Genomic DNA, 12202 nt, shown 5'->3' on the forward strand with positions numbered 1-12202 from the left:
CACCCGGAGAAACTACTTCTTGCCGGCGCCGGCCTTCTTCTTCTCGCGCACGCGCACGGAGATGCGGACCGGGCTGCCCTCGAAGCCGAACTCCTCACGGAGCCTGCGCTCGATGAACCGGCGGTACGAAGCCTCCAGGAAGCCCGTCGTGAACAGCACGAACGTCGGCGGGCGGGTCGAGGCCTGCGTCGCGAACAGCACCTTGGGCTGCTTGCCGCTGCGCACGGGCGGCGGGGTGGCGGCGATCAGCTCGGTCAGCCACTGGTTGAGGCGGCCGGTCGGAACGCGGGTGTCCCACGAGTTCAAAGCGGTGCGCAGCGCGGGGGCGAGCTTGTGCACGGCGCGGCCGGTCAGGGCCGAGATGTTGACCTTGTCCGCCCACGGCACGCGCACCAGGCCGCGTTCGAGCTCGCGGACCATCTCGGTGCGGCGGTCCTCGTCGACGAGGTCCCACTTGTTGAACGCCAGCACGCACGCGCGGCCCGACTCGACGACCATCGTCAGCACGCGCAGGTCCTGCTCGGCCAACGGCTCGTGCGCGTCGAGCAGCACGACCGCGACCTCGGCGGTCTCGATCGCGGACTTGGTGCGCAGCGAGGCGTAGTACTCGGCGCCGCCGGAGAACTTGACCCGCTTGCGCAGGCCGGCGGTGTCGACGAAACGCCAGATCTCGCCGTCGAGCTCGACCAGCGAGTCGACCGGGTCGACGGTGGTGCCCGCGACCGAGTCGACGACCGAGCGGTTCTCGCCGGTCAGGCGGTTGAGCAGCGACGACTTGCCGACGTTCGGCTTGCCGACCAGCGCCACGCGGCGGGGACCGCCGTTGCCGGCGCCGAAGTCGTCGCGCGGGGTCTCCGGCAGCTTCTGCAGGATCACGTCGAGCATGTCGCCGGAGCCGCGGCCGTGCAGGCCGGACACCGCGATGGGCTCGCCCAGGCCCAGCGACCACAGCGACGCGACGTCGGCCATCAGCCGGTCGTCGTCCACCTTGGACGCGCAGAGGATCACGGGCTTCTTGGACCGGCGCAGGACCTTCGCGACGGCTTCCTCGGTCTGCGTCGCGCCCACCGACGCGTCCACGACCAGCAGGATCACGTCCGCGGTCGCCATCGCGAGCTCGGCCTGCGCGGCCACGGAGGCCTGCAGCCCGACCGCGTCCGGCTCCCAGCCGCCCGTGTCGACCACGGTGAACTTGCGGCCGTTCCACAGCGCGTCGTACGCCACCCGGTCGCGCGTCACGCCGGGCACGTCCTGCACCACGGCCTCTCGGCGGCCGATGATGCGGTTGACCAGCGTGGACTTGCCGACGTTCGGCCGTCCCACCACCGCGAGCACCGGCTGTGGCGGCGCGGCTTCCCCACCGTCAGAGCCGTCGAGGTCGTCGAAGGCTGACCAGTCGGCCTCGTCCTCCCAGGTGCCGTCCAGGTCCGTCATCGTCTTCCCTCACTCGTACGAAGTCCATCAAGTTCGGCGACCAGTGTCGCCAGGCGATCGCGCACCTGCTCGGTGGCAACGCCCAAAGCAGCCCGTCCCTTCCCCTCGGGAAGGTGGAACGGCTCACCGATCAGCACGTCGACCTCGGGGCGCCAGCCCTTGGCCTGGTAGGTCCCGCGGCAGGCGATCGGCAGCACCATCGCGCCGGACGTCTTGGCCAGCCACGCGGCGCCGTTCTGCGCGCTCGCCACGTCGCCCTCGCCGCGCGTGCCCTCGGGGAAGATCCCGATCACGCCGCCGGCCTTGAGCAGGGACTGCGCGGTGACCAGTGCCGTGCGATCGGCTTCGCCCCGTTTGACGGGAATCTGACCGATCTTGCGCAAGAGGTTGCCGACGACGCCCTTGAACATCTCCTGCTTGATCAGGAACGTCACGCGCCGGGGCAGCGCCCCGAACAGGATCGGCCCGTCAGACATCGAGCTGTGGTTGGCGACGACGACCACGCCGCCGCTCAAGGGTACGCGGTCGAGGCCGTGCACCCGAATCCGGAACTGCCAGGCGTAGGGAACCCGCCCGATCCAGCGTCCGAGGTCGAACAGCCAGGGCACCGTCCCCGCGGGAACGCTCACCCGGTCACCCGCAGCCCACGGCGCTCCACGAGCTCCAGCAACGCCCGGATGGTGCCCGCGAGGTCGAGGTCCGTGTTGTCGAGCTCCACCGCGTCACTGGCCGCCTTCAACGGCGACACGGCGCGCGACGAGTCGTAGTTGTCGCGGCGCTGCACGTCGGCGAGCGCGGCGTCCACAGTGGACTTGCGACCGGCCGCGGTGTCCTGTTTGGTCCTGCGCGCGGCCCGCGCGTCCGCGGACGCCGTCAGGTAGACCTTCAACGGGGCGTCGGGCGACACGACCGTGCCGATGTCACGACCCTCGACGACGATCCCGCCGACGTGGTCGACGGCGTCCGCGATGATCGCGCGCTGCTGGGCCACGAGGAGTTCCCGCACGTGCCTGGTCGCGGAGACGGGCGACACCGCCAGCGACACCTCGGGCCCGCGGATCTCGGCCGACACGTCGTCGCCGTCGAGCGTGATGCCGGGTTTCTGGGGGTCCGTGCCGACGACGAGCACCGCGCCGTCCACGACCGCGGCGACCTTGACCTCGTCCGTCGGATCGACGCCCGCGCGCAGGACCGCCAGCGCGATCGCCCGGTACATCGAGCCGGTGTCGAGGTAGCGGGCGTCCAGCGCCATCGCGACGCGCTTGGCCACGGTGGACTTGCCGGTGCCCGCCGGTCCGTCGAGAGCGACCACACCGCGCAACTGACCCTGGCCCACAGCAGCTCCCTCCGAGACACCCACGGCCCACATTGTGCCTGGTGCGGACGCTCACACCGGCACCGGGACGGTCCAGGTGCCGATCATCCGGAATCATGCCCCGGTGAACTTGCGCAGGTGGCGGCTCGCCGTCGTGGCGTTCGCCGTGTCGGTCATCGGTGTCCTGATCTGGCTGACCACGCCGGACGCGGGCGGTGAACTCGGTGGCGTGGCAGGGGCGGTGCTCGCGGTCGCGGGCCTGGTGGCCGGATTGCTGAGCCTTCGTACCAACGACACCGCGCGTGACCCGGACCAGGCGCTGGAGGACCTCGCCCGGCTCGTCGCCGGGCGGTGGGAACGCACGCGCCAGGACCCGCTGGAGGCACGCTGGGCGTCGACCGGACGGCCGGTCTCCCCGAGCCCCGCGGAGATCATCGGCACGGGCGTGGTCGCGGGCAGACCGATCCGGCTGAAGCTGCACGGCGAGGCGGGCGACCTGACGAAGGCGCTGTGCGCACTGCCGGCACACCAGCTCGTGGTGCTGGGCGAGCCCGGTTGCGGCAAGACGAGCGCCGCGGTCCAGCTCACGCTCCGCCTGCTCGCCCAGCGAGAACCCGGCGACCTCGTGCCGGTGCTGTTCCCGCTGGCGTCGTGGAATCCCGGGAAGCAGGACCTGGACGAGTGGATGGCGCGACGGATTTCGGCGGACCATCCGGTGTTCCGCCGACGCGGTAAGCGTGTCGCACGAGAACTCGTCGAACGCGGACTGGTCCTGCCCGTGCTGGACGCCCTGGACGAGGTCGTGCTGAAGGCCGACGCCGTACGGGACATCGCGCGCGTGGCAGAGCAGACCAGGCCGTTGGTGCTCACCTGCCGTGCCGACGACTACGAGGAGATCGTCCGGGAGAGCGGTGTCCTGGTCGGACGCGCCGCCGTGGTCGAACTGCGGCGGCTCTCAGTCAGCGGGGTGAAGCACCAGGGCCGACGACATCAGGCCGAGCCGGCCGGCACGAGCCTCGGCGAGAGCGTGCGGCCCGATCCGGAACGTGGGCATGCGGACGTGCTCGCCGGTGGGCCGGTGGTGCCGCACCAGGTCGTTGGACGTCAGCCGGAACAAGATCCGCCACACCGACCGGACGAACTCCTCCATGCCGGGCTCGATCACGACCCCCAGTGAGCCCGCCGACAGTGTGCCGTCGGCCGCCCTGCAGCGGCTCCACTGCACCGCTTTACCGGTCTCGACGCCCCACACCGTGCCGTTGCTGCGCACCTCGACCGGCAACTCGGGCTGCAGCGCGGTAGGCCACAGATAGCCGGTGAACCGCACCTCGGTGATCGAACCGAGCACCGGCGGCGTGCCCGCGTCCGCCCACGGGCCGGAGTCGAGGACGCGGACGTCCGGGTGCGCGGCCGTGATCTCGGCCTGCAGAGCCACCTCGTCCTCGGGCAGCAGCAACACCGGGGAGAGCTTCTTCCTCGCCACGTCACCTCCTCGGAAACGGCGAAGGGGGCGCCACCAACGGCGCCCCCAGAGCCTGGATCACTTTATCTTCGGGACGTTCATGACGGGTCCCTTGCCCCACAGCAGGAGATCGATCCCGTTGCCCATCTCGCGCGGATTCGCCGTCACGCCGTCAGCGAGCGTGTCCACGGTCTGCACGAAGAACGGTGAGCCGTCCTCCAGTTCGAACTCCAGGTCCGCGTAGCGCACCTCGCCGTTCGGACCGGTGACGGCCCGCTCGGGCTCGCTGCCACCCGCGACGTGCTTCCAGCCGGGGTTGACCTCCAGCATCTCGTCGCGGATGTCGTCGAGCTGTGCCTGCGTGGCCGGGCTTCCCTTGCGGCCGTGCGGGTTGCGCACGACCCGCGGGTCCTTGCCGCTCGCGCATTCGCACTTGGTGGAGTGCTTGGCGACAGAACCACCGCAGTTGTGCACCAGCAACGGGGTCGCGCCGGCCAGCGCGTAGTAGGTGTTGGTGCCGTTGATGGTCAGGTCGAACGTGCTTTGTGAGGCCGTGTAGGCACGCACGGCCGTGATCTGCACGAACGTCCCCGCGGCCGTCTTGAGCAGGTCGCCGGTGCGCAGTTCGCCCGCGTCCACCCAGCGTCCGGCCGTCACCGACCAGAACGGGTGGTTGTCCGTCGCCGTGATCGTGGCCGACGAGCTGTCCTCCGTCTTCACCGTGACGTCCACATAGGACTTGTCGTGGTCCGTGCGGATGGTGAAGAACACCTGCTGCGACACGGACTTGCCGGACCGCGGCTCGGTGGCGACGACGGTGTCGCCCGGCTGAACCTCCTCGATCGGCTTGGTCGTGCCGTCGGCGAGCAGCACCCGTGTGCCCGCGGGGAAGCTGTGCTTGGTCCCCGTCGCGCAGGCCTCGGGTTTCTTCTTCGTCGCCGCTTTGGCCTTCGCCGCAGCGGCTTTGGCACGTTCGGCGGCTTGTGCGGCCGCCTTGCGCGCGGCCTCCTCCGCCGCGGCGCGGGCACGGGCCGCCTTCTCCGCGGCTGCCTTCGCCGCCGCCGCTGCCGCCGCCCGAGCCGCCTCGGCCGCCTTCTCCGCGCCCTGGATGATGGCGCGCGCCCACTTCAGCTCCTGGAAGAAGGTGACGACGGCCTTGCCCGCCTTGAAGATCGCCCCGATGATCTTCGGCGCCTTGAAGATCTTTCCCCACGGCAGCGCGCCGACGACCATTGACACGCACGCGCCCAGGTCGCCCTTGAGGCAGTTCATGATGTCGTTGATCCCCAGGAACTCCATGAGGATCTGGCCACCGGCCTCGAGGATGACGTCGAGCACGCTCTTGCTCTGCAGCTGTTGCGCCTTCGCGACGTCCTCGGGGCTCGGGCCGGTCGGCTCGGTGGCGCCGCTCTCCAGCGTCGAGCCGCCGCCACCGCCCGCGTCGACCACCGCGCCCGTCGGGTCGGTGAACGCCATCGGGTTGTTCTCGGCGTAGGCGTACGCCGAGATCGCGGGACCGGGCTGCGGCATCGGGTCGGTCGAGGTGAACCGGCCGGTGTCCGGGTTGTAGTTGCGCGCCCGCAGGTAGTAGTTGCCCTCACCGGAGCTGGAGTCCTGGTACTGCCCGGTGTAGCGCAGCGGGTTGGCGGGAGCGGCCTCGCCCGGTGTCAGGGTCGGGCCCTGGCGCGGGTTGCCGAACGGGTCGTAGTCGTAGCCGGTGAGCGGTTTGCCGTCCGGCGACAGCATGTTCGCGGTGCCGCCGAGCCAGTCGTGGGTGTACGGGTGCACGCCCGCCGCCGGATCGAGCAACGCCAACGGCTCGTCGTCCGGTCCGTAGGTGAACGCCCGCTTCTCCAGCTGGGCACCGGCCGCGTTCGTGGTGGTGTCCACCGCGATCTGCGGCAGCGTGCCGTTGACGTCCCAGGACCAGCGTTTGGTCGTGTCGCCGCTGCTGCCGGCCAGCCGCAGCCCCGTGGCGTCGTAGGAGAACGACGTCGTGGCGCCGGCGGCGTTGGTGGCCGTGGCGAGCGAGTTGTCCAGGTTGTAGGTGGCCTTCTCCCGCCCGGCCTTGGTCTGGTTGCCGTTGAGGTCGTAGTCGTAGTCGGTGAGAGTGGGAACACCGCGACTCGGCTGCACGATCTTCTTGGTGAGCTGGTTCGCGGAGTCGTAGTCGTAGTGCGTGACGTCGTCGCCCGCGGTGCCGGTCCGCTTCTGCTTGGTGCGGTTGCCGACCAGGTCGTACTCGTAGTCGATCCGGCCCGCCGCGGCGGTGTTCTTGCCGCAGTCGGCCGCCGCGTAACAGGCGGACTTCACGCGGTCCACGTCGTCGTAGGCGTACGCGACCGACTCGGACACGCCACCGCGGGTGGTGACGACCTTGGTGGGGTTGCCGACCGGGTCGAGGTCGATCTGGTACTTCGACACCGGGTCCTGCACGTCGGGCCGCGGCGGGCTGCCGGGCACGCGTTCGGTGCCGACGCCGGTGAGCCGTCCCGCGTCGTCGTAGACGCGGTTCTCCACCAGCCCGGTGGCGCCGGGCAGGGTCGTGCTCGTGCGCCTGCCGGCCACGTCGTAGCCGAACCGCCAGGTCGCGCCCGCCGCGGTCTGCTCGGTGATCCGGCTGTCCGCGTCGTAACCGGTGGTGACCCGAGTGCCGTCCGGGTACTCGCGGGAGGTGATGTTGCCGCGAGCGTCGTAGTCGTAGTTGAACGTCTCGGTGCGGTCGCCGGCCTCGCGGCGCACGACGCGCTTGATCTGGTCCTCGTCGTCGTAGGTGACCTCACGCACGCCGAGCGGGTCGCCGTAGGACGTGATGCGGTCCTTGGCGTCGTAGCCCCACGTGTAGACAGGGCCGCCGTTGCCCAACGCCCTGCGCTCACGCCGGTTGACGATGTCGTAGGTGTTGACGATCGTGCGCTTGGCGCGTTCCTCGGGTGAGAGGTGCTCGTGCGACGACCGGGTCAGCATCGTGAGGAGGTTGGCCTCGGTGTCGTAGGACGCCTCGACCTTGCGCCCCAACGGGTCCACGGTGCCGATCGGCCGCCCGGCCCGGTCGTACTCGAGCTTCGTCGTGCGGAAGTACGGGTCCCGCACGGACTTCAGCAGGCCGTCCTCGTAGTAGTCGTAGACGGTGGCGTTGATGTCCGGCGCGTGCGGGAGGTACCTCGCGTCCGCCTGGTGGACGCTGTGGACCTGGTTGTCCTCCCGGTAGCGGTAACGGGTGACGTGGCCGTTCGCGTCGGTGACCGAGGTCGGCCGGTTGTTCGCGTCGAACGTCGTCGTGGTGGCCTGGTCGAGCGCGTTGATCACCTTGGCGCGGTTGCCCGCCAGGTCGTGCTCGACGTGGGAGGTGAACCTCTCCTTGTCCGCGCCGGGCACGTTGCCGCGCGGTTCGGTGCTGGCCACGAGCAGGCCGTCGTCGCTGTACTCCCACGAGGTCTTGCCGCCCGCCGCGTCGGTGCGGCTGGTCTTGTTGCCCGCCTCGTCGTAGGTGTACTTGACCGAGTTGCCACCCGCGTCGGCCTGCGAGGTCTGGCGTCCGTTGCGGTCGTAGGTCATCGTCGTGCCGCGGCCCAGCGTGTCCGTGGTGGACGACACCTGACCGGTGTTGGACCGCTGGAACGACGCCGTCTTGCCGAACTCGTCCACTGTGGATGTCGTGCGGTCGAGCGGGTCGACCTTGATGTCCTTGTGCACGACCTGGCCACCCGGATACGGCCGGGACATGCGGACCAGGTTGTCGTTCGCGTCGTAGCGGTACGTGGTGGTGAAGTCGGCGGGGTTCGCGCCCGGCACGTTGCCGCGCGGCGACGTGGTCGACTGCATCAGACCCTTGGCGTTGTACTGGTACGACGTGACGAGGTCGGGTCCGTCGCCGCCCATCTCGGTCCGCACGGCCGCGCGCCTGCCCGCGTTGGTGTAGACGACCTTCGTCGTCCTGCGGGGATCGATCACGGCGTCGAGGCGCCCGTTGTCGAGGTAGCGGTTCCTGACCTCCAGCCCCTCGGGGTTGATCGTCGACCGCACCCGGCCGACCTCGTCGTAGAACGTGCGCGACGAGTGGTCCTTGCCCGGCTCCTGGACCTCCACGGTCCGGTCCTGCTCGTCGTAGCCGAACTTCGTGGTGAACTGCCAGCGGTTCGCGCCGTTGACCGTGCCACGCGGATCGGTCTCGGTGACACGCCGGCCGGCCTTGTCGTAGCCGAGTTCGGAACGCCTGCCCTCCGGCGAGACGACGGCCGCGAGCAGACCCGCGTTCGGCTGCCCGTTCGCGATGTACTCGTACCGCGTCACCTTGCCGCGCTGGTCGGTCGTGGTGGTACGCAGGCCGCGCTCGTCGTAGGTGTGGTTGATCGAGTGGTTCTCCGCGTCCGTGCTGCGGGTCAGCTCGTCGAACTCGTTGTAGGTGTTCTTCCAGACGTTGCCGTTGGCGTCGGTGAACTCGATCGGGTTGTTGCGCGCGTCGTACTTGGTCTTCTCGTCGAACTTCATCTCCGCCGGCGCGCGCCGGGTCACCGGGTTGCCGTTGAGGTCGAACAACGACTCGTGCTGGTTGTGGTTACCGCTGACGATCAACGCGCGGTTGAGCGACTTGTCGTAACGGTGGTTGTCGGTGTCACCGGCGCCGCGTCGGGTGTAGATCAGCACGTTGCCGCGGTAGCCGTCGCGGACGATCACGCCGTCCGCGTCCGTCGTGGTGGCTTCCTGGGTCTCGCCGTTCCAGGCGAACGTCGTGGTGTTGCCGAGCGCGTCGGACTGCTTGGCGACCCTGCCGTCGCCGCCGTACTCGTTGCGGATCAACACGATCCGCTTGTGGTCCTGCGGACTCTGCACCTCGGTGAGGCGGTTGTCGGTGCCGTAGCGGTACTTCCACTTGAAGCCGCGCGCGTCCTTGTAGACGGCCAGGCGTCCTGCGTCGTCGTACTCGTAAGAAACCTTGCGGTGATCGGGAAGCGCGATCGAGCGGATGCGCTCGTTCTCCACCCGCACCTTGACCACACGGCCGGACGGGTCGGTGATCTCGACGCCCTCACCGGTGTACGCGAGCTTCGTCGCGACGCCCCGCGCCGTGCGGACGGCGACCAGCTTGCCCTGGCCGTCGAACTCGTAGGTGATCTGGCCGAGCGTCACGAGCTCCCAGCCGGACGCGGTCTTGCGCAACGACGAACGCACGCCCGGTGGGCGTTGGAAACCGCCACCGTCGGCGTTGCGGAAGAGCACCTGCGCACCGTCGTCGGCGAGCACCATGGCGCCCTGATCCGTTGGCGTGACGCGCATGCCGTACGACCAGGCCCACCCGGTTCCGAACAGGCCCGGCACCGTCAGGCTCGACGAGTACACCCGGCTCGACGAGAACGGAATGCCGAACGACGCCATCGACAGATCGGTCTCGATCCGCGTGTACGCGCCGATCGCCGTGCTGACGCCGTCACCGCGGAACGCGGGCCGTGCCCCGGTGTTGCTCAGCGCGGTGCCGCACCCACAACCGGACACCTGCTCCACCGGCAGCGGGTCCGGCAGCTCGGTCGTGCGCGGCCTGCTGTTCGGGCTCGGTGCCGACACCAGCTCCTCACCGGAGTCCAGCACGGCCGCGATCGTGACGAAGTACTCCTTCCCGGGATCGAGCACCCAGCCGTCAGCGGCGCCGAACGACCGGCAGAACTGCCTCACCGATCCGCATTGGACGGTCAGCTCGGACCGCGGCAGCGTCGTCGAGGCCTGCTCGGTCGTGCTTCCGGCCTCGAAGACCCTGGCGCGCCAGGACTGCCACGGCCGCGGGTCGTTCTTGACGTCGAAGTAGGCCACCAGCGAGGTGTCGCCGAGGACGAAACCCGACCGCAGCTCGACGTTCGCGAAGACCTCGTCGACCTCGGCCCTGACCTGCGCGAGCCGTTGCCCGTCCACCGTGGACGGTTGCCCGCCCGCCTTGACGCCCAGCGGCACGACCGGCGGCCACTTGTCCGGCGGCACGGCCTCGTCGGGCCGCGCCTCCGCGGGCACCGGCCGGTCCACCGGCCCCGCACCCGCCGTGACCCCCGGCGCGGCTCCTGCCGCCTGTGCGTAGGTCACCGCCTGCAACAGGCTGGCGCCCAGCACCACGACACAGCTCAAAGCGATCAAACGCGGGCGTCTGCCCACGACACGACTCCCCACAGCTCCCCCTGCCCCCAAGGTGTCCACTGGTTCGCCCCGACGCGGTCACGTAGTCCCCAGGTGACCCAGAACAATGCGCGATACGAACAGTTGCGTGGTTCCGCCACCATTCCTAGCGGTCCTCAAACCCCGGCACCACAGCCATTCGGGCGAGTCGCGCAATTCTAGGTTGCATGGGATTTCCGGCGTGTCAAGAAATCACAAAAGGCTTGCCATCGAGGTATCGATCGGTGGAATCCGCAACAGGCGCGAGCTCCCGTGGCCGATCACGTGTGCGCATCACCGATCACATGGAGGGCTCAGTGACCAGCACGGAAGAGCACAGCGCCATCGAGGCGTTGCTGCACCGCACGCTCGCCGCGCACAAGTCGATGTTCCTCGCCACGGCGGGTTCGGACGGCTCGTGGGTGAGCGGCGTCTACTTCGCCGAGGACGGGCTGCACACCCTCGTGCTCGTGCTGGAGGAGCGCGGCCGGACGCTCAAGGCGATCAAGGAGAACCCCGAGGTGGCGCTGGTCGTGTCGACCGGGTCGCCGATGGAGCCGTTCCTGCAGGCCAGGGGCACGGCCGTGGTGGTGGACGGCGCCGAGGACGAGGCCGTGCGGCAGCGGCTCGTGACGAAGGTGCCCGAGGTGGAGCCGTTCCTGGCCACGCCGATCCGCGCGGTCAAGGTGTCCGTGCCGTCGTGGCGCGTGACGGACATCCCCAACGGGTGGCTGCCCGGCAAGGACTTCAGCGCGTGACGTCGCCGGCGCCCTGCCCGTCCGGGTGGGGCGCCGCGAGCCGCTGGAACTCCTCCTCGGAGATCGGCAGCGACTCTCCTCCGAGCGATCCGCTGACCCATTTCCAGCCGTCTGGTGTCAACAGCTCGTACTCCAGTTCGTACGGATTCGGCAGGCGCCTGGCCAGGAAGAGGACCTTGCCGAAGTCGTAGACGTCGTCACTGCTGTTGAAGAACGCCTGGTAGTCGTGGCGGCGGTCGCCGAACCTGCGCGATCTCCCCATCATCACGGCGACGTAGCGCGAGCTGCCGAAAGCACGCTCGCCGAGCTCCAGCACCCACCAGCCGGGCTCCAGCCGCCTGAGCACGTCGGTGTGCTGCCAGCCGAGGTCGTCGATGGTCTCGTCCGCCGATCCGGTGCGGCGAACGAGCACGTGGCGGTAGAGCCCGTTCTCGACGGTGCCGCCGAGCCAGACGTCGAAGTACCTGGCCTCAGCGGTCTCCCTCGCCCGGCTGATCCGTTCGACGTCCTCGCGGCCGACCGGCAACACGTGCTTTCGCCGCGGTTCCTCCCCCGGCACCCACGTCCCCTCGTGCAGGAACATCTCCCATTTCCCGCCGCCACTGGCGGGGCACCGGATCAGGGCGTGCGCGCGGTCGACGTCCACGACGTCGGCAAGCTCGTCGAACTCCGCGAAGTAGTAGTGGCCGTCCACCGGTTCGGCGTTCCGCCGTGCCGCCAGCAGAGCGACGACGCCGGCTGACTCGCCGGGCGACGACTGCGGCTGTTCCTGCTGCTGCTCGTCGGTGCGGCGCTTCAGGTACTCCACCTCGGCCGGGCTCGCCTCGCGGTAGTCGGCGTAGGAGTCGCGCTCCGATGACATCGACAGGCCGATGCTCAACTCCCACCTGCCGTGGCCCTCGTACCGCTCCTCGCAGTACGCGCTGATGGAGCGGTAAAGCCCGGTGGCCCGGCCGATGTCGGACATGTGGCTCTGGCTCTCGAACAACGCGTAATAGCGGTAGTCGGCCAGATAAGGCTGGAACATGCGATCACCCCCCGATGATCACTTCATGTTAGCGGGCGGAAACGGCGTCCGGAACGCACACTGAGCCC

7 protein-coding genes are annotated in these 12202 nt (G+C 69.6%); 2 read left to right on the top strand and 5 right to left on the bottom strand.

Annotation, left to right across the window (positions count from 1 at the left end):
* Positions 1 to 12 precede the first annotated feature (12 nt).
* The 3 genes from der to cmk are packed head-to-tail and all read right to left on the bottom strand — an operon-like array spanning position 13 to position 2746.
* Positions 13 to 1434: a ribosome biogenesis GTPase Der gene (gene der, locus SK854_RS45965; RefSeq protein ID WP_319981512.1), complete on the bottom strand. Its 1422-nt coding sequence runs from the start codon at positions 1432 to 1434 to the stop codon at positions 13 to 15.
* Positions 1431 to 2063 (bottom strand): lysophospholipid acyltransferase family protein, encoded by a 633-nt coding sequence (locus SK854_RS45970; protein WP_319981513.1) that lies wholly within the window; start codon positions 2061 to 2063, stop codon positions 1431 to 1433. Before SK854_RS45970 ends, der begins: the two co-directional genes overlap by 4 nt.
* Entirely contained in the window at positions 2060 to 2746 is a 687-nt protein-coding gene (gene cmk / locus SK854_RS45975) for a (d)CMP kinase (protein ID WP_319981641.1), read from the bottom strand. The genes SK854_RS45970 and cmk overlap by 4 nt, the downstream gene beginning before the upstream one ends.
* Before the next feature lie 127 nt (positions 2747 to 2873).
* Between cmk and SK854_RS45980 the strand changes: the two genes are divergently transcribed.
* Positions 2874 to 3926 carry an NACHT domain-containing protein gene (locus tag SK854_RS45980; RefSeq protein WP_319981514.1) on the top strand — a complete coding sequence of 351 codons (1053 nt, stop codon included), beginning with the start codon at positions 2874 to 2876 and terminating at the stop codon, positions 3924 to 3926.
* A 363-nt stretch (positions 3927 to 4289) separates the two neighbouring features.
* On the opposite strand, the gene SK854_RS45985 is transcribed toward SK854_RS45980, so the two are convergent.
* Complete coding sequence (locus SK854_RS45985; RefSeq protein ID WP_319981515.1) at positions 4290 to 10349, bottom strand: RHS repeat-associated core domain-containing protein; 6060 nt, start codon at positions 10347 to 10349, stop codon at positions 4290 to 4292.
* A 317-nt stretch (positions 10350 to 10666) separates the two neighbouring features.
* On the opposite strand from SK854_RS45985, the gene SK854_RS45990 reads away from it, so the two are divergent.
* Entirely contained in the window at positions 10667 to 11107 is a 441-nt protein-coding gene (locus SK854_RS45990; RefSeq protein ID WP_319981516.1) for a pyridoxamine 5'-phosphate oxidase family protein, read from the top strand.
* On the opposite strand, the gene SK854_RS45995 is transcribed toward SK854_RS45990, so the two are convergent.
* Positions 11097 to 12134 carry a hypothetical protein gene (locus tag SK854_RS45995; RefSeq protein ID WP_319981517.1) on the bottom strand — a complete coding sequence of 346 codons (1038 nt, stop codon included), beginning with the start codon at positions 12132 to 12134 and terminating at the stop codon, positions 11097 to 11099. The two genes, SK854_RS45990 and SK854_RS45995, sit on opposite strands and share 11 nt — an antisense overlap.
* Positions 12135 to 12202: the final 68 nt, after the last annotated feature.

This window comes from Lentzea sokolovensis (assembly GCF_033949975.1).
GTDB classification, from domain to species: domain Bacteria; phylum Actinomycetota; class Actinomycetes; order Mycobacteriales; family Pseudonocardiaceae; genus Lentzea; species Lentzea sokolovensis.